At 44.0% G+C, this 18,502-nt stretch carries 15 protein-coding genes and 2 pseudogenes; 15 read left to right on the top strand and 2 right to left on the bottom strand.

Annotated features, from left to right (window positions below):
• Positions 1-13 precede the first annotated feature (13 nt).
• Entirely contained in the window at positions 14-880 is an 867-nt protein-coding gene (locus B853_RS06105; RefSeq protein WP_010448131.1) for a fructosamine kinase family protein, read from the top strand.
• 267 nt (positions 881-1,147) lie between these two features.
• Entirely contained in the window at positions 1,148-1,342 is a 195-nt protein-coding gene (locus tag B853_RS06100) for a CPXCG motif-containing cysteine-rich protein (protein WP_010448133.1), read from the top strand.
• Positions 1,343-1,432: 90 nt separating this feature from the next.
• Here the strand turns inward: B853_RS06100 and B853_RS06095 are convergent, their stop codons facing one another.
• A complete protein-coding gene (locus tag B853_RS06095) occupies positions 1,433-2,044 on the bottom strand; it encodes a riboflavin synthase (RefSeq protein WP_038884169.1) in 612 nt (203 codons plus the stop codon).
• Positions 2,045-2,325: 281 nt separating this feature from the next.
• Here B853_RS06095 and B853_RS06090 point away from each other — a divergent pair, with 281 nt between their 5' ends.
• Both B853_RS06090 and B853_RS06085 read left to right on the top strand, forming a co-directional pair.
• Positions 2,326-3,696, top strand: coding sequence for an MATE family efflux transporter (locus tag B853_RS06090; RefSeq protein ID WP_010448137.1), 1,371 nt, complete (start codon positions 2,326-2,328; stop codon positions 3,694-3,696).
• A gap of 107 nt (positions 3,697-3,803) precedes the next feature.
• Positions 3,804-4,817 (top strand): DUF3080 domain-containing protein, encoded by a 1,014-nt coding sequence (locus tag B853_RS06085; protein WP_038884170.1) that lies wholly within the window; start codon positions 3,804-3,806, stop codon positions 4,815-4,817.
• Between the two features lie 2 nt (positions 4,818-4,819).
• Here the strand turns inward: B853_RS06085 and B853_RS06080 are convergent, their stop codons facing one another.
• On the bottom strand, positions 4,820-5,656 hold the full coding sequence (locus B853_RS06080; protein WP_170001014.1) for a DNA ligase: 837 nt from the start codon (positions 5,654-5,656) through the stop codon (positions 4,820-4,822).
• A gap of 381 nt (positions 5,657-6,037) precedes the next feature.
• Here B853_RS06080 and B853_RS06075 point away from each other — a divergent pair, with 381 nt between their 5' ends.
• From B853_RS06075 to B853_RS06025, 11 genes and pseudogenes are all read left to right on the top strand, one after another.
• Entirely contained in the window at positions 6,038-6,355 is a 318-nt protein-coding gene (locus tag B853_RS06075; protein ID WP_010448144.1) for an STAS domain-containing protein, read from the top strand.
• A 33-nt stretch (positions 6,356-6,388) separates the two neighbouring features.
• Positions 6,389-7,222 carry an OmpA family protein gene (locus B853_RS06070; RefSeq protein WP_038885931.1) on the top strand — a complete coding sequence of 278 codons (834 nt, stop codon included), beginning with the start codon at positions 6,389-6,391 and terminating at the stop codon, positions 7,220-7,222.
• A gap of 83 nt (positions 7,223-7,305) precedes the next feature.
• Positions 7,306-9,324 (top strand): annotated as a pseudogene (locus B853_RS06065) (SLBB domain-containing protein); the annotation flags it as partial.
• A complete protein-coding gene (locus B853_RS06060; RefSeq protein WP_038885934.1) occupies positions 9,324-10,004 on the top strand; it encodes a P-loop NTPase family protein in 681 nt (226 codons plus the stop codon). The pseudogene B853_RS06065 and the gene B853_RS06060, both read left to right, overlap by 1 nt.
• Before the next feature lie 13 nt (positions 10,005-10,017).
• Positions 10,018-10,395 carry an Hpt domain-containing protein gene (locus tag B853_RS06055; protein ID WP_038885936.1) on the top strand — a complete coding sequence of 126 codons (378 nt, stop codon included), beginning with the start codon at positions 10,018-10,020 and terminating at the stop codon, positions 10,393-10,395.
• 145 nt (positions 10,396-10,540) lie between these two features.
• Entirely contained in the window at positions 10,541-12,046 is a 1,506-nt protein-coding gene (locus B853_RS06050) for a sigma-54-dependent transcriptional regulator (protein ID WP_038885938.1), read from the top strand.
• A complete protein-coding gene (locus tag B853_RS06045) occupies positions 12,027-13,073 on the top strand; it encodes a glycosyltransferase family 4 protein (protein WP_050568987.1) in 1,047 nt (348 codons plus the stop codon). The genes B853_RS06050 and B853_RS06045 overlap by 20 nt, the downstream gene beginning before the upstream one ends.
• 195 nt (positions 13,074-13,268) lie before the next feature.
• Positions 13,269-14,453 carry a glycosyltransferase gene (locus B853_RS06040; RefSeq protein WP_038885940.1) on the top strand — a complete coding sequence of 395 codons (1,185 nt, stop codon included), beginning with the start codon at positions 13,269-13,271 and terminating at the stop codon, positions 14,451-14,453.
• 12 nt (positions 14,454-14,465) lie between these two features.
• Positions 14,466-15,632, top strand: coding sequence for a glycosyltransferase family 4 protein (locus tag B853_RS06035; RefSeq protein WP_038885941.1), 1,167 nt, complete (start codon positions 14,466-14,468; stop codon positions 15,630-15,632).
• Positions 15,625-17,057 (top strand): annotated as a pseudogene (locus tag B853_RS06030) (lipopolysaccharide biosynthesis protein). The gene B853_RS06035 and the pseudogene B853_RS06030 overlap by 8 nt, the downstream one beginning before the upstream one ends.
• Complete coding sequence (locus B853_RS06025) at positions 17,054-18,451, top strand: O-antigen ligase family protein (RefSeq protein WP_170001013.1); 1,398 nt, start codon at positions 17,054-17,056, stop codon at positions 18,449-18,451. Before B853_RS06030 ends, B853_RS06025 begins: the two are co-directional and overlap by 4 nt.
• Positions 18,452-18,502 lie beyond the last annotated feature (51 nt).

Below are 18,502 nucleotides of genomic sequence, written 5' to 3'. Positions count from 1 at the left end.
AGCGGAGTTTTCTATGTGGCAAGCAATAGCTCAACAGCTTTCTGACACCTTACTATTCGAATATCAAATCGCAGAAAAAACGAGGCTTTCAGGTGGTGACATCAGTGAAAGCTATATGATTAACGATGGTGAGCAACGTTACTTCGTAAAGATAAACGAGCGTAATTTCTTCACTAAGTTTGAGCTCGAAGCAGAGAGTCTTCACTTACTCAGAGAAACCTCCACCGTTTTTGTGCCTGAAGTAGTTTTGGTGGGAACAACCAAAACGCACTCATTCATCATCCTAAATTACCTCCCTACAAAACCGCTTGAGGATTCATCAAACAGTTTCAAGTTCGGCCAGCAATTAGCGCAGTTACACTTGTGGGGAGAACAAAAAGAATTTGGTTTTGACAACGACAATTACATTGGTTCAACCCTTCAACCAAACCAATGGCACAAGAAATGGTGCACTTTTTTTGCTGAACAACGAATCGGCTGGCAACTCCAATTACTCAAAGAAAAAGGCATTGAGCTAGTCGATATAGATGATTTTATTGACGTGGTAAAACGCCTCTTAGCCAACCATTCACCTGAGCCTTCACTTCTCCATGGTGATTTGTGGAATGGCAATGCCGCCCTCACCCCTTTTGGTCCAATCTGCTACGATCCGGCAAGTTATTGGGGTGATAGAGAGTGTGACATCGCGATGACTGAATTATTTGGTGGCTTTACACCCGAATTTTATCAAGGTTATGAGTCTGTCTCCCCTCTACCACTCGGCTATAGCGAACGAAAAGACATTTATAATCTTTATCATATACTTAATCATTGCAACTTATTTGGCGGACATTATTTAGAACAAGCTCAAGTGCTAATAAATAAGATCGTCTCATATTGAACATTCGTTGCATATTTAGCATGTAAATCATTTCATATTGTAAATTTTCGACGCATATCACCACCATATAATCCCCCCCCAAGCTCAACCGTGAGTTTGGGGTCAACTTTTCCACTTATTTCGACTCAATTAGCAACAAGAACACCTAATATTCTTAGTAACTCGGCTTACGTTGTATCTCTGACTCAAAGAGAAAAGCGAGTAAACAAGGGCTGTATTTTCTCTAACACAAAGTATTAAAAGCCCTGCAATACTAGGAGTTTTTGTATGCAAAATTACACAGAAAGACATGTTAAATGCCCCCACTGCGGGCACTCAATTGGCATCACTCTCGATGCAAGTAACGGTAACCAAGAGTTTTATGATGACTGTCCGGCTTGCTGCCATGCCATCCACCTCAACATGAAGGTTGATGAGCTCGAGCAGAAAGTCGAATTATTCATCGATGACAACTACGAGTAGAAACTCATCCCCCAATAGAAATAAGAAAAGGAGCCTTAAGTGCTCCTTTATTATTTTCGTTGTTGAAGTAAGTTGGCTATTACAAGCAGACTAAAGCTGCTTCGCTGCTAGTACGCGCTCTACTGTGTCAACAATCGCTTGCGTTTGCGGGTCGAATTCTACGTTGATGTTTTCACCGACTTGGCGACGACCGAACAATGTTCTTTCTAATGTCTCTGGAATTAAGTGAACAGAGAAACGGTTGTCTTCGACTTCACCAATCGTCAGCGAACACCCATCCAAGCCAATGTAGCCTTTCGCTAGCACATATTTCATAGAATCTTGTGGCAGCGTAAACCAAATCGTACGGTTATTTGGCGTATCAATCACTTCCGAAATTTCAGCCATCAAGCTGATGTGCCCCGACATACTGTGGCCACCAATCTCATCACCAAACTTCGCGGCGCGTTCAATATTCACGCTATCGCCCTCTGCCAATTCACCAAGGTTGGTCAACGCTAGCGTCGCCTGCATTAAGTCAAAGCTGATCTGGGTCCCTTCTATTTTGGTTACGGTGAGGCAGCAACCGTTGTGCGCGACAGACGCGCCAATCTCTAGACCTTCATTTAAAGCGCCTTCGAGCTCCACAACATGAGTTTGAAAGCGATCTTTCTTGTCGATATGAACGACTTTAGCCGTACCTTGAACGATTCCTGTAAACATTCTTTTTACCTATTTGTTAGAAGCGACTGATAGCCAAGACAAACGTTCCAAGACGATTTTTACAATCGTCTATCAATTAACCAAAATTCCACATCTTGTGGGTATGGTATCTGAGCATACAATTGTTTATCATCTGCGCGGAGTTCCTCCGAGGCATTTTTTCACCTTATAGTGACTAAAATCAACCATCAGATCAGTTCATCACATCTTTTGTCCTCGAGCGCTCTATATCTTTTCAAACAATTTCTTTTACAACTTATTGTTCCGCTCTGGAGTATTTCGTGCATCGCTATAAAGAAGAAGCATCGAGCCTTATTAAATTAGCAACCCCTGTGTTGATCGCTTCTGTCGCGCAAACGGGGATGGGCTTTGTGGATACTGTGATGGCAGGTGGCGTCAGCGCTACCGATATGGCTGCCGTATCTGTAGCAGCAAGTATTTGGCTTCCATCAATTCTATTTGGTGTAGGCCTATTGATGGCACTTGTGCCAGTAGTCGCTCAACTAAATGGTTCTGGTCGACGCGTTAAAATCCCATTTGAGATCCAGCAAGGTATCGTACTGGCCCTGCTTATCAGTATTCCTATCATCGGCGTATTGTTCCAAACTCAGTTCATTCTTGGGTTTATGGATGTCGAAGCCGCGATGACAGAGAAGACAGTAGGTTACATCCATGCCGTGATCTTCGCTGTGCCAGCCTTTTTGCTATTCCAAACCTTGCGCAGCTTTACTGATGGGATGTCCCTTACAAAACCAGCAATGGTGATTGGCTTTATTGGCTTGATGCTGAATATCCCTCTTAACTGGATTTTCGTTTACGGTAAATTCGGTGCTCCTGCTTTAGGCGGGGTTGGTTGTGGCGTTGCAACAGCAATCGTATACTGGGTAATGTTTGGCTTACTGCTGCTTTACGTGACAACCTCAGCACGCCTAAAGAGCATTAATCTATTTGGTGAGTTCCACAAACCTCAACTCAAGGCGCAAGTTCGTTTGTTCAAACTGGGCTTCCCTGTCGCAGCGGCGTTGTTCTTTGAAGTGACGTTGTTTGCAGTGGTGGCGCTTTTGGTTTCTCCGTTGGGCTCAATCATTGTCGCGGCGCACCAAGTTGCGATTAACTTCTCTTCACTGGTGTTCATGCTACCAATGAGTGTAGGTGCAGCGGTGAGTATTCGTGTTGGCCATCGCTTAGGCGAAGAGAACGTAGACGGTGCACGTGTCGCTTCTCGTGTCGGTGTGATGGTTGGTCTTGCACTCGCAGTAATGACAGCAATCCTAACCGTGCTGTTCCGAGAGCAAATTGCGTTGCTTTATACCAACAACCCAGAAGTAATTGAGCTTGCGATGGTGTTGTTGCTGTTTGCTGCAATCTACCAATGTACAGACGCGGTTCAAGTTATTGCGGCAGGTGCACTACGCGGCTACAAAGATATGCGTGCTATCTTCAACCGTACCTTCATTGCGTACTGGTTACTTGGTTTGCCAATCGGTTATGTACTTGGTCGCACAGATTGGATTGTAGAGCCAATGGGCGCACAAGGTTTCTGGCTAGGCTTTATTATTGGCCTTTCATCTGCTGCGTTCCTATTGGGTATTCGCCTCCGTTGGATGCATCACCAAGAACCAGATGTGCAGTTGAACTTCTCTCAGCAATAGTTCAAACTTCGAGACTATCAAATTTTAAAGCCAGCGAACGCTGGCTTTTTTGATCTCTCCCGCGTGTCACAAAGTATACTTATCTAAGTGATAAAAAAGGAAATGCTGTGAGAACTTCGCTTATCGCTTCGGCACTTTTACTCTCGACTACTCTGCTCAGTGGGTGCACCGAATGGTTTAACCCGGAGAAGGCTGTATTCGAAAAATACAATCAGCGCCTAGCAAATGTTTTGGAGGTATCGGAATCCGAACTCGAAACTTCACATGCCGTCACCATTCCCGACAAACGAGAGTTGTTTCAAGAGCTCCCTCGCCTGTCACTTGGCCTACTAGAAAGCTACCAACTGCGTCAATGTGGTCTGTTTAACTTGTTGGCAGAAAAGAACTCACAACTGGGAAAAGTTCAAGACGCTTTTTACGATTTCGACTATCAAACCAGTCTGCTTAGAACATTGAATGGATGCTTGAGTGATTACCCATTAAGCGATGAGGAAATCACAAAGCTCAGTGGCTTGTACGATCAGAAGTGGCACCACCTAACAGTACATCTCGACAATATGCTGCTTACTAGCGACGCCATGCGCAAACAGCTAACAGGTTCTGAATGGTTACCATTAGAAAGCAAAGACCAAATTGCCCATGTGCGAGATGCTTTCCTTGCTCTAGATGAAATGTACCAAACACCCTATCGCACCCTTTCTCGCTTACCCGACGTTACCATAGTGAACTATCAAGAAGAGCTCGAAAAAACACGTATTGTTGGACGACTCTATTACACCTTGGTTGATGCGACCCATTGGCTAGAACAAACCACACAAATGCTTGAAGAAAACCAAGACAAGATCATTTGTGGCGCTAACCGTGATACAACTCAGTTTCGCTATTTGAAAAACGTATTCCAATCCATCTATGTAGCCGAAGTTCAACCTTATATGGCGTTCGTTGATAGTACTTATCAGCAGTTAAGTGTTGGAGTCCGATTAGTCGAACAAAGAATGGCTGCGCACGGGAAGAGTTACGGCATTGAATCGGCACACAACCAGTTCCGAAAAAAAGCATTAGAACATGTGCATTTTTGGAAAGATCTGTTTGGGCGTTGTGGTGTCAAAGTAGAGCGCTGATTTTATTCTTTTAGTCGCTCACGTAAATAACGAGCAAATTTAGGGATGCCATTGTGCGTATAGCCATTAAAACGATAAGTAATGGTTGCGCCTAATTTAGGTGGTGATTTTCTATCCTCATCGGTAAATCCGCTGCCAATGTAAAACTGCTTTCCTTCTGATGTCTGTATTAAAATCGCCCCCATCATTCCAAGCAGTCTTCCCGTTCCTGGTTTGTAACCAATAACTACACCTTCTGCATCTTCATAGCGTTTAAGCTTAAGTAAGTCACTACCACGCCCAGCTTGATATCGGCTAGATACCTTTCGCAACATCACACCCTCACCCCTAGAGTGTGCAATGTTATCGAGCTGCTTAAAAAGTTGTTTCTCACTTTTTATCGGCCTGTGCTCAATGTACTTTACGTGGTCAGCATCTAGCTGTAAGACAATACTTTGAAGATTATAGTATCGCTTTTGGTAATCACCAGCCGCTTCAGGAATATCAAACACCATAAAATCGATGGCCCTCCACGACGCATCATTGGGTGTTTTATCTAAAACCGTTTGCTGAACAATATTAAAGTTACCTCGTCCAGCCCACAGTTCCCCATCAAGAGGAAACGGAGGTAAGTCTTTCTTAAACCATTCCGGTGCGTGAATAGTATTCCCGTTTCGAGTAACAAACTGTCTACCAGTCCAATACGCCCTAATGCCATCAAGTTTCTCACTGTACCAATATTCCGCTATATCGATATCTTGGTGGTAGGTTTCAGCAAGGGGGACAAAAGGTGTCTCAGAAGACTCTGCAGTAGCACTAATCGTAGCAATTACTGCCAAAGCAATTAAATTCATTCTCATAATAAGCAACGACCGTTTTACCCTCTCATAAGCATCATTAAAACCCATCAATAAACCAATCTACATGGGCAACCAAAATATATCCGAGAGAGTGCAACAATACTGATGCTCATCGTCACCTTGGTTACATGATTCTTCAAAGCACTTCATATTGCGCAACTCCCCAACTCTGAAAGTGCCGTCAATTTAATTCTCATTTTGGTGACCCAGTTTCTCAATGTGGCTATTTCATTGCTAACTCCGTTTTGATTCTCAATTTGAGAGTCAACACCCGCCACTACCAATCGAGCACACCAAAAACACATAACCAATTGTATTTACTAAACAAATTATTTGGCACATTAAGTGCTACACAAGAATTACAACGAAGGAGATATCGCAATGGAACTAAAAAAAATCGAAACGAGTCACACCCAACTTACATTGGAAATTTATGGTGACCTAGATGCCAAAGGTTGTCGCGAGGCGCAAAGTCAAATTGACGATGTGATTCACTCGGACAATCATCCTGAAGTTGAAGTGAACTTAGAAAACGTCCAATTTCTTGATTCTTCTGGTATTGGTGCCATTGTTTACTTGTATAAGCGCTTAGTTGAACGCAACAGGAGTATGCGTATCGAGAACGTAGCAGGACAACCACTAGAGATCATGTGTTTGCTGCGTATTGACCACGCAATACCTGTTAATTCAAAACTTTAAAACAAAAAATAACCGTGATAAACGGAGGTTGGCATGCTAAATACTGTGCAACAAGGATTCGTTTGCAGTTTGTTGGTGGGCATCGTTGGGTGTTCCTCTCTTGGCTACCCCGAACATGGTAACGGCGGTCTTGCTGAAAGCTATCAAGATATATCTATTGAAAACTACCAGTTCTCTCCGGTAATGCCAGACGAGCCACTTGGCCCAGAACATGGATTACGTTTTGATTGGCAGCTTAGCAAGCTACACCTTGATGCATTAATCCAAGAAGGCGCACGGTGGTGTTTCCCTGCTGCCGTCGTTCAGGCCCTCGAGAAGCAAAACCGCATTGCTCGCGAGTTAGAAGGTGGACTGTTGCTGGATGCTGCAAATGATCTTGTTATACAAAGACGGCGACTCAACCAACTCGAAAAACAACTCGATTACGTACTCACCCAGACAAAATGCACTCCCCCTCAGGATATTGACGCACTTCGACAAGATCTCGATGTAGTGGCGAGTATTTATCAATTACTAAATATTGATAACCAATTTGCCATCGACTCAGCAGAAATTAATCCTAAATACATGGGGCACTTGGCAGAAGCCGCTTATTTGCTACGTGACCATAATGACCTAACTCTCGTCGTTACAGGTCATGCAGATGCTTCCGGCGACTCAGATTACAACCAAAAACTGGCTAAGGACAGAGCAGAGCAAGTAAAGCGATATCTAACTGTTTTTGGCATATCTCCCGATCGAGTTGAAACCAAATCTTTGGGAGAAGAGTTACCACTCTATGAAGGTCAAACCCCAGGCGTTAAATTGACCAACCGACGAGTGAGCATTGAAGTTATTGCAGAGACAACTCACGGAGGCACATTATGAATATCATGCGCATACTCCTAATCATGTTCTCAATCGTCTTTAGTGCTATCCCTTCAACTTCGCTAGCAAATAACGACTCGAGCACAGTTAAAGTCGGCGATTTGGTGCAAATTAACCTCCCCGGCGAAGCAACGTTGAATAGAGGTTTTCAGGTTGATAAGCGTGGCCGAATAGAGCTCCCTGAAATTGGCCCGGTCTTTGTGGCTGGTTACACAGAACAACAACTGCAGACCGTCATCATCGAAAATCTGAACACCGTGTACCGAGAAGTGAGCAGCGCACGCGTGTTTATTAAGCAGCAACAATTACTCATCTCTGTGCAAGGCTATGTAAACAAACCCGGTGAGTACACGCTCCCAACGGGTTCAAATATACAGATGTTCTTGTATGAGGCTGGCGACCTGCGTTCAGGCGCGCAACTCGACAAAATGATTGTCAAACGTGGTAACAACAACATTGAGTTTGACTACAAACGATTTTTAGATACCGGAGATGAGAGTCAGTTACCTACGTTGGAGTCTCTGGATGTTCTATTCGTGCCGGCTTCACCTTTGGTTGGGAACATTGAGCAAGAGTTTGATGCTGCAAAATTAGCAAACTCCGGGGACAGTGCGGACTCAGCGAAAGCAATTAAAGTGTTTGGAGAAGTCAACGCACCTGGTTCTTTTACTTATAAACCTGGCTCTTCATTGGTGGACATCATTATGCGCGCTGGCGGGGTCACTCGTTATGCCAGTGTCGAGCAAATACGAGTCATCACAAATAACACCCCTATCCTCTTTAATCTGAAGAATTATTTAGATTCTGGTGATACCAAGTTACTACCAGCTATTGAACCGGGCGCCACTATTTTTGTTCCTAAGCAAGAAGAGGAAATTAAAGCAGGTGCCAATGTGGTGTACATAATGGGAGAAGTCGATAAACCCGGCGCCTATGAAGGTAAAAAAGGCGCAAGCTTTATGGACATCTTAGCCAATGCAGGTGGTCCAACACGCTACGCGGAATCTCGTCAAATTCGGGTCATTAAAGCAAGCGGTCAAGTATTGAAGTTTGACTTAACGGCCCATACCGAAGGCCTAAGTAACCAGCCACCTCCTAAGATTCAGGCTGGAGATGCCATCTTCGTTCCTGAGAAAACAGATATGAACGAAAAGTCTTGGCTCAAGGTGTCACCTGACCGCGCCGTGGCAGTCATGGGCGAAGTGGTTCGTCCCGGACGAATAGAATGGTCAGATGAAATGGACCTCATCGATTTGCTTGCGCATGTTGGGGGACCGACGCGCCGTGCAGACACCACTGAAATTGAAGTGGCAAATAATGGGAAAATGACCAAGTTCAATTTAGATAAATACATCCTTGATGGTTCTCCAAGATCAAGGCTTCCCGCGATTTTCGCTGGCTCGATCGTCCGTGTTCACGAACTCCCTGATGACCCTTCAGATAACAAATCGCAATGGGTGCGCCAAAGTTCAGACGCCTCGATATATGTTTTTGGACAAATAAACTCACCAGGCCGCTATCGATTTACGCATGAAATGCACTTTCTTGATATTTTGTCCGCTGCCGATGGCCCGACACAAAACGCTGACATTCACAACATTCGCGTCACTCACCGCGGGTTAGGCTATGCCAAAGTGAGTAAGCTGAATCTGTCCCTGTATTTTGAAACTGGCGATGAATCTATTTTGCCGAACGTTCGCCCTGGCGACACTATCTACATTCCAGAGAAAGATAAAAACTGGTTAGATCGTTCTAAAGAATCTACCGTTCGAGTCCTTGGCGAAGTCCGCGACCCTGGTCGATATGTATTTAATGACAATATGACCATTCTGGATTTACTTGCAGAGGCGGGAGGCCCTACAGACAGTGCCTATTTAGAGAAAATAAGCGTGGTCAATATGTCTTGCTGCCAAGGTCAGGCGAGAACCTTTAATTTGGTCGATTTTAGTAAAACTGCCAACATCTATGACTTACCAGTTATCCGTGCTGGTGACACCATTTATATCCCACACAAAGATGAGAGTTTTGCAGAAAAAGCGCGCGCAGGTTTACGCGATATCCTCCAAATCACAACCACCATTGTCTTGATAGGAGCCCTCTAATGACGATACCAGCAACGCATGCTGAAATAGAGCAGCTTTATTTACAATGTGAACTTAATGGACACCGCTCAATTTGTATCAGTGCTTGTCAAAGTGAAGACGGGGTAACCTCTGTTGCAGCGTCACTTGCTGAGCGATTTATCTTAGCTGGCCAACGCACTTTATATGTGGATTTCAACCTTCACAAACCTGCATTTGAAGCTTTGTATAAGCTGGACGACGAGGTTGGACAGCTGATCGGCCATACGTCTAGCCACCAAGCATTTGTTGGAGTGACTGCCCCCGAACAGGCAACTAAGCAACTCAACTTTCGAGACCCTAAATATCTATCTAGTGACATCAAGGATTGGTTATCACGTTATGACAAAATTGTGTTCGATACTTCACCACTGCTAAGTCTAAATAAAAGCAACGTCCCAGCCCACATGGTCGCATCAACTTGTGACGCAACGATACTGGTCACTTGTTTTGGCCAAACGACAACAAGACAGCTAGAGCAAGCTAAATCACTTCTTGATTCAAGCGGTGCACACCTGATTGGTTCTGTTTTAAACATGAAACACTCACCTAGCCTCAAGGAAGAGATACTAAGACAAATTGAAAAATTGCGATTCATTCCCATCCGTTGGCGACAAAACTGGATAGAATCAGTACATAAAAGTGAATTATTAGAACTGTGAAAGGGGTAATGTGATGAAGGAAGCGACCGAACGACTATCAAAAGGTGAACTCGTTGACGAAACGATACTGCAGCAAATGATAAAGGATACGAGTGCAGACATTATTCCAATGCTCATCGAGCACTATATTGATGAATCACAACAACGACTTGCAAACATTGAGCAAGCGGTTCTGACACACAACTTAGAGCAGCTTGAATTTGAGGTACATACACTAGGAAGCTCTGCTCTGGCATTAGGTAATCGAGCTCTCTCACGCTTAGCTCGAGACATAGAAAAACTATGCTTAGACGGTGAAAACCAACAGGCTATAGCCAAATGTGAAGAACTGCCAACACTCGCCCAGCGCTCTTTTTCTGCGTTAGTTGATAGAAAAAACATGGGGCTTTAGCCGTCATCAATCACTGCGTTTGATCACTTAATTCATTAAAAAATAAAGTAATATCTTCCATCCGATACAGCATATGCTAATACTTATGTTAAGAAAGATTAAAACAAAAATGATAACGATGATGGAATAACGTTGGGGAAGGATTATGAGACCGAAGGTTTTATTGGTAGAGGATTCAACCTCTCTTGCTATCTTATATAAACAATATGTTAAAGATGAGCCTTATGATATTTTCCATGTTGAAACAGGTAAAGAGGCTAAACAGTTTATTGAACGAACCAAACCTCAACTTGTCATCCTGGATATTAAGTTGCCTGATATGTCTGGTGAAGACGTCTTAGATTGGATTAACGAGAACAATATTCAAACCTCGGTAATTATTGCAACGGCTCATGGCAGCGTAAATTTAGCGGTCAATCTGATTCAAAAGGGAGCGGAAGACTTTTTAGAGAAGCCCATCAATGCGGATCGCCTCAAAACATCCGTCTCATTGCACCTCAAGCGGGCGAAGCTCGAACATTTAGTTGAAAACATCCAAGCAACTTTCGATAGACACAACTATCACGGCTTTATCGGTTCTAGCCTACCAATGCAGGCCGTTTACAAAACAATCGATGCGGTAGCCCCTACTACAGCCAGTGTGTTCATTGTCGGAGAGAGTGGCACGGGTAAAGAAGTTTGTGCAGAAGCTATCCATCGTCAAAGTGATCGTCGTGATAAGCCTTTCATTGCTATCAACTGTGGTGCTATTCCGAGAGACCTCATGGAGAGTGAGATATTTGGTCATGTCAAAGGAGCCTTCACCGGAGCAACCACAGACCGAAAAGGAGCGGCCACACTGGCACATGGTGGTACATTGTTTCTGGATGAACTATGCGAAATGGAGCTAGAAATGCAGAAAAAGCTCCTGCGCTTCTTACAGACAGGAACCTACACACCACTAGGCGCTAGCAGAGAGATGAAGGTAGACGTACGCATTATCTGTGCAACGAACCGAGATCCTCTAGAAGAAGTTGAACAAGGACGATTTCGTGAAGATCTGTATTATCGTGTACATGTTGTGCCAATCGATATGCCACCATTATCCGAGAGAGGAAGTGACATAGTCACACTTGCCACTCACTTCTTGAACACTTATGCAAAACAAGACAAGAAAAAATTCAAATCGTTAAGTAAAGAGGTTCAAACTCTTTTCAAAGCGTACGCTTGGCCGGGAAATGTGCGACAACTACAAAACATCATTCGCAACATTGTTGTTTTGAATAACGAAGAGCAAGTTTCCCTATCCCACTTACCTTCACAGTTAACCGCCAAAAAGAGAGCTCAAACAGACACAACAAGCGCTAATTTTGGTCGCGATTCAGTAAACCATGTACAGCAGATCACACCGAGTTCCGACCTAAAAAACATCGAAACACGCCCATCTTATATCGATGAACCTATCGCGCGTACTCACTCAAACAATACTCCATACTTTAATGACGATGGCAGCATTCGCCCAATGTGGGAAGTCGAGCGAGAGGCGATTCAAAACGCCATTAATTTTTGTGATGGCAATGTTCTCAATGCCGCTGTAATGCTGGAGCTAAGCCCATCAACGGTATACCGCAAGAAACAAGCGTGGGAAGCAGATGAGGCCAAAATTGAGTAAGAAACCCGCAAGTAAAAAGATCTGGCTGCTAATCGATAGCCGGATCTTTGGTGGAATAGAAAGCCACATACTTGAATTGGCTAAAGGGTTGAAACTGTTTGGCTATAGACCTTTGGTGATTTTTACTAACCACTACGATACACATTCGATTCTTCATCAAAAGCTGTCTAATGAGCATATTGAGTGTGCCTACTTAGATCAATTATCTTCCAACGGGCAGCAAAAGCGCCTCTTTCAGCAGTTGTCGTCCGCTGTAATGCAGTACAAGCCAGACGTTATCCATACCCACGGCTACAAAGCTGCGCTTGTCGCAAGAGTCGCTAAAATTCTGTCTCGTACCTTTCCCAAACTGATATCAACTTTTCATGCAGGAGAATCACCAACAGGTAAGGTATGGCTGTATGATTTTTTTGATCGCTATACTGGCTTTGTTTCAAACTCTCGCTTTGCAGTGAGTAAAGAAATTCAGCGTAAACTACCCTGCTCATCGATATTGCTAAATAACTTTGTGTCCCTACCGCGAAATATCCCTAACTATCAGCAAATCGCCTTTGTTGGACGTTTAAGCCATGAAAAAGGGGCCGATAATTTCATACAACTAGCAAAGCTCAACCCAAATACAAACTTCTCTATTTATGGTGATGGACCAGACCGAGCTCAGCTGGAACTTAATGCACCAAACAACATTACCTTTTATGGCCATCAGAAAAACATGGACAAGGTTTGGTCAAATATCGACTTGCTCGTCATATCTTCACGCTACGAAGGCTTGCCAATGGCAGCTCTTGAAGCCATGGCCCGAGGGATTGTGGTGTTGAGTTTTTCTGTAGGTCGGCTGCCAGAGCTTATAGTCGATGGCAGTAATGGGTTTCTAGCAAAGGATGTTCGAGCTCTCTCAGACAAACTGTCTCTTTGGGCTACGTTGCCTGAAACACAAAAAACGCTAGTCCGACAGAAAGCAATAGAGACCATATCCAATAACTTTTCCACCGAGAGTGTGATTCCTAAACTCGTCCAATACTATTAGGGTCTGTTGATCTTTCGCGGTTAAATTTTGTTCGAGATAGAATCCTCATTTCGAATCTCATTTTGAGAATGCATCCCCTCCCTTGCTCACCACAAACCAATAAACCAAACAAAATCATACATATAAACTAATGGCATATTTTGGCATCTCGGTTGCAACTGTTGACACATAACAGATTGGCTATTCGAGGTGATTATGAACAACATCAAACGAATTCTATACGTACATTACGGCGACAACTGGCTTCGAGGTAGCGAGGTCGTGTTGCTTGATCTACTCAAAGGGCTAGATCGTTCGAAGTTTGAGCCAATCGTTTGGACTAATTGCTCGCCGTTGGCGAAAAAATGCAGCCAGTTAGGTATTCAGAATACGGTTTCTGAGTTTCATATGGTTGGTGGCTGGAATGTGCCCCGCTGGGACGTAAGTGGCTGGAACACGCTCATTAAACAAGGCATAAACTTGATAGAAGAGCACGCCATTGACCTTGTACACGTAAATAGTGGCGGGCCTTGTCAATGGATGTGCTGGGCTGCACGCATGGCAGATATCCCACTCGTAACACAACTACACTGCCACTACACGCTAAGAGATCGCTTTTCTTTAGGGTTACACCTCTCCCCTAAATTAATCTGCGTTAGTGAAAATGTGAGTTTACAACTGCTAGAAGATGGCTACCCAAAACAACAAATGCGTGTCGTACATAACGGCGTTTCTTTAACACAGAAGCCCCTATCGAAGGATGTGAAGCGCGATTTAGGCATACCTGCCAGCGCGTTTACCTTTTTGTCTGTCGGCTCTCTAATTCAACGTAAAGGGTTTGATCGACTCATTCATGCCATGCGTTTACACAACTATCACCAACAAAACCCACACTTGGTCATTGTCGGTGACGGAGAAGAAAGAGAGCACTTAGAACGACTGTCAAAAAGCCTAGGTGTTGATGAGCGCATTCATTTTGTTGGTGAACAGGACAACGTTGCCGAATGGCTTACTGGTAATGTAGATGCCTTTATTAGTGGTGCATATGAAGAAGCTTTTGGCCTAGCGCTTGGTGAGGCTGCTCTTGCTGAACTGCCTATTATTGCCCCTATGGTTGGTGGTATCCCGGAGCTGTTTAAACACAATCACAACGCGCTCTTATATCAGAGTTCCGGCATGGCCAGCCTACTAAATGCCATTCAGCAGATGATGACTGACGCTTCATTACGCGAAAGGTTATCGCTCAACGCTCGTAATCATGCAGAAAACAACTTATCTGTAGCCACTTCGGTACAAGCGATTGAATCTATCTACCTTGAGGAACTTAAGGCCTGTGTACCGACACGAATCCCTCTTTCACGAGGGGTAAAACCCATCACACGATGGTTAAACCTGAACTAGCGGGGGTGAGTAATGCAGCGCGTATTAATGTTTGACTCGATACCTATGAATGGTGGTTCAAAAGTCGCCAACTCAGAAATTTTGGCCCTTTGCGAAAATAAAAACATCACTGGTTATATTGCCTCTACTCATGTTCAACATTGGGAAGCCCACTTAAGGGTGAATTCCAATATCAGGTTATTGCCACTAAAAATCTCTCCAATACAAAAATCTTATGGCCTTGGTTATTGGTTGATGTGCTGCTTTTACACTCTACAGCTTTTGCTTATCGCTATTCGAGAACCCAAGTTTCATAGTTATATGGGACTGTCTTGCCCTAGCAATGATATGCCATTGTATTTGCTGCGCTTCATCATCAGTAAACCGATCGTTCAAATGATTCATGGCCCAGTAGCTGGCGCCCGCTCTACAGGGTATTGCCTTACAAAAGCCGCAAAGATTTATTATCTCGCGAGTACAAAGTCTTCCATTCTTCTCGCTTTGGAAAAATATCTAAAAACCTCCGCAATGGAGACAAGAAAAGTCTGGATGAGCTTTAATGCCGAAATCTTTATTAATGGTCTGTCTGAACAGCGTTGGTCAAGCCCGGCGAATCCTCTGTCTCAACGCGTCTTCTGGGCGGCAAGTTTGCTCAAATGGAAAAACGTCGATCTTCTGGTTGAAGCGAGTCGTATAGATAAAGGTAACTACATAGACACCCTAATATGCTATATAGAGCCGCAAAGTGAATTAGATACATCCACACCAGATTTTGAAGCGAGTAACATCCAGTGGGTGAACTCTCCTAGCAACCTCGATGAACTTAGAGCTTCTTGTGGAATATTTGTTTCCACCAGCATTAACGAACCATTTGGTCTCTCAATCCTTGAAGCACTAGCCGCTGGAATGTGCGTGGTTATTCCTAGTGACGACAGTTATTGGGATCGAGTACTTATTCACGGAAAAAACTGCATTAAATACACTCCCAATTGCCCGAAATCACTTCACAACGCAATACGTTTGCTCAATGAATCACCTTGGCAAAAGGTGACCATGAGTATGGAGGCATTGAATCTAGCCCAACTCTATAAAGCCAATCGATGTTATGAATCAATTCTTCGTACATTAAGCAATGGAAGTGATGATCTTACCTCAAAGCCAAAGCATAAGCGTCCTGCTAAGGGGGCCCATCATGTCTAAGGCTATGATCAACATGTCTTACTTCGCTTTGGCGCTGGTTATTAATAAAAGCATTAGCTTATTAATGCTGCCTGTGATCCCTCATTTCTTAGCACCTGCACAGATGGGGAAATTGGAGTTACTTACTTCTTTTAACGTTGTCGTTGCTTTGGTTGTTTGCTTTGCGCTAAACGAAGCTCTCTTTCGATTTGTCGGAACAGAAAAACGAACAAACGTACAATTAAAACTAAGAAACAACATCTACACGTTAACCGTTAGCATATCGTTTATTACTGCACTGGCTCTGTTTGCAATGCTCTCCCTTGTTCCCCTGCCAACCGAGTTTATGTTGCTTGAGCTTATCGTTATCATTTTGTGTATCAGCCTTGAGGGCAGTATTGGTATCGGTACTGCGTGGTTGAGGATGAAGGACGATAAAGCGAAAACCTTGTTTACCATGATGGTATCAACCACCCTGCTTCAAGTTATTTTCATCATTACAGCATTGAACGCCTCACCTTCTGTATTATCGGTGCTACTGGGCGGCCTAGTGGCTTCCTCAATTCAGTTTGTTTGGCTCCACCTCATTAATCGTTATCACTTCGCTTTTCCGAGCAAAGAACAAATATACACGTTTCTCCGTTACAGCACGCCAATCATGCTCGCGGGTCTAATGGCCTTTTGCTTAAATGGCGCTGAGCGTTGGTTTATCGGTGCCAATGCGTCTTTAGAAACATTGGGCGTATACGCTATCGCTGCTAAATTTGCTTTAGGGATGTGCATATTGGTCCAGCCTTTTGGTATGTGGTGGATGCCTCGACGATTTGCGTTCCTTGAGGAAGGTAATACAAATACAGCCATACGAATAACCCACCTAGGCGTCATCTACATTGCAGCATTAACAACTTTGGTTGCGACTTTAGCCTATATCATCATACATACGTTGCTGCCAGAAACTTACCACGATGCCTTTCTATACACCCTGTTCCTACTACCAATCGCAATGCTTAAAGAATGGTACGAACTCCTCAACCTCCCAATCCTCTATAAAAAGCACACCAATAAGCTACTTCTGATTAATGCTTGTTCCGCTAGTCTTGCTGTACTACTACTTTTCAGCCTAAACGACATTGGAATCTGGGGGGGGTATTCATCGCGCTCTACATTGCTCAAATGGCAAAACTCGTAATGACGCTCTTTGTTGGTAAGAGCTGTATAAAAATGAGGTTTAATATCAACTTATTGGTTGTGATGCACTTACTCTCCGGTTTCGGACTGGTACTCGTGCACTCCAGCCCTTCAACCTTTATCGCAATGCTATGCTGCATCGTAATGTGCTGTGTTTACTTCTTAATCGCCAAAAACTATATGACGAAAAAGCAACGTAAAGCCGTTAATGATCAAGTACAGAAGTGGCATATCCAACTGTCTAGGTCTTTACAATGAATACCCATAGCAGCAATGGTAGACACATTACCATCGCAGCGTTTTTTTGCTTCGCTGCGGCGGGGGCCTGGTGGCTGCTCCCTCACCCAGTGATGATTGTAGCGCTTTGTGTATTCCCTTTAGTGGCCTTGTTTGCTTTAAGCCAAACCTTTTGGCTCGTTACGCTTTTCGTTATTTTCTCCTTCTTCAGAATCCATGAAGCATTCCCTACAATCTATAACTTCAAAATTCCTTTGCTACTTTCTTTAGGCGCATTGGGGGCTTTGTGCTTTCACATTATATTGAGTCGCTCCATACAGCCGTATTGGCACCCATCGCTAAAGTGGTTAGCCATTTTTTGGCTTCTTACCACCATAGGAATTGTTTTCGCATCTAACCGCGGTATCGCTATTACTGAGTTTAAAACGGTTTATTGGAAAATAATCCTAATGACGCTTGCCATCACTTGGCTCATTAACACGCCCAAGCAACTTGCAAAAATATCATTTTCTATCATCACCGCTGGCTTGCTCATCGGGTATGTTGCCCTGTCTAATGCATCCAATGGTATCGACCTTGTTGAAGGAACTCGAGTATCCATCGGGCGCAGCTTTGGTTCAGTGCTTGGCGACCCAAACGACCTCGCGCTAGTTCTTATGTTCCCTCTGGCTTTTGCTGTTGCTCAAGCGGTAGACGTTCGTTCACATTGGCTCTTGAGAGGATTCGCTCTCTTCGTCTGTGTTGTCTTATTTGCTTCAATTATTGAAACTCAAAGCCGAGGGGGACTCTTAGGTTCACTATCAGTATTTGGTTATTTCGCATTCAAACATATAAAAAGCAAAACTCTGGTTATCACCCTTGGTTTGGTTGGTGCGCTCGTTCTGTATGCGGTAGCCGGCATTTCAGGAAGAGCATCGGGCGGAGCGGCGGAAGCAGGAATAGACGCCTCAGCCATGGGCCGACTCTACGCATGGGAAGCGGCATTTAAGATGGCGATACACAATCCTATCACTGGTGTAGGTCTCGATAACTTCTATTACAACTATTTCTTCTACAGCCCTCATTGGGACGGCATCAACCACGCAGTCCACTCTACTTGGTTCGGAGTATTGGCCGAAACGGGCTTTGTTGGCCTATTTGTATTTATCGCACTTATTGTCTCTTTATGCCGCACATCTCGACAATCGATTAGGTTGCTAGGCGAACACTCGCCTTCAGCACTTGTCATTGGGGCTAACGCCGTGTTTGGCGGCCTGATTGGCACTATCGTATCAGGTACTTTTTTAACGCAAGGCTTTACGTGGCCAATCTATATACTGGCAGCACTTACCGTTGCGATAAATAGAATCGCGCAAAGTGACTTTCAAAATGAGAATAACCACAGAACATCAAGCAGTGCTAATTTAAGTCATTGATTTTAAATATCTAACACTCTGGCACGAACTATGAAACAGATTCCCTAGATT

The organism is Vibrio rotiferianus CAIM 577 = LMG 21460, assembly GCF_002741985.1.
Classification (GTDB): domain Bacteria; phylum Pseudomonadota; class Gammaproteobacteria; order Enterobacterales; family Vibrionaceae; genus Vibrio; species Vibrio rotiferianus.
Note: the sequence above shows the minus strand (reverse complement) of the source record. Positions and strands in the feature narration are given on the sequence as shown.

Coding starts and splice junctions, on each gene's coding strand:
- B853_RS06095 (WP_038884169.1), bottom strand. CDS start 2,044: ATGTTTACAGGAATCGTTCAAGGTACGGCTAAAGTCGTTCATATCGAC.
- B853_RS06100 (WP_010448133.1), top strand. CDS start 1,148: ATGCAAAATTACACAGAAAGACATGTTAAATGCCCCCACTGCGGGCAC.
- B853_RS06045 (WP_050568987.1), top strand. CDS start 12,027: ATGAGGCCAAAATTGAGTAAGAAACCCGCAAGTAAAAAGATCTGGCTG.
- B853_RS06025 (WP_170001013.1), top strand. CDS start 17,054: ATGAATACCCATAGCAGCAATGGTAGACACATTACCATCGCAGCGTTT.
- B853_RS06070 (WP_038885931.1), top strand. CDS start 6,389: ATGCTAAATACTGTGCAACAAGGATTCGTTTGCAGTTTGTTGGTGGGC.
- B853_RS06040 (WP_038885940.1), top strand. CDS start 13,269: ATGAACAACATCAAACGAATTCTATACGTACATTACGGCGACAACTGG.
- B853_RS06075 (WP_010448144.1), top strand. CDS start 6,038: ATGGAACTAAAAAAAATCGAAACGAGTCACACCCAACTTACATTGGAA.
- B853_RS06080 (WP_170001014.1), bottom strand. CDS start 5,656: ATGAGAATGAATTTAATTGCTTTGGCAGTAATTGCTACGATTAGTGCT.
- B853_RS06105 (WP_010448131.1), top strand. CDS start 14: ATGTGGCAAGCAATAGCTCAACAGCTTTCTGACACCTTACTATTCGAA.
- B853_RS06055 (WP_038885936.1), top strand. CDS start 10,018: ATGAAGGAAGCGACCGAACGACTATCAAAAGGTGAACTCGTTGACGAA.
- B853_RS06060 (WP_038885934.1), top strand. CDS start 9,324: ATGACGATACCAGCAACGCATGCTGAAATAGAGCAGCTTTATTTACAA.
- B853_RS06050 (WP_038885938.1), top strand. CDS start 10,541: ATGAGACCGAAGGTTTTATTGGTAGAGGATTCAACCTCTCTTGCTATC.
- B853_RS06035 (WP_038885941.1), top strand. CDS start 14,466: ATGCAGCGCGTATTAATGTTTGACTCGATACCTATGAATGGTGGTTCA.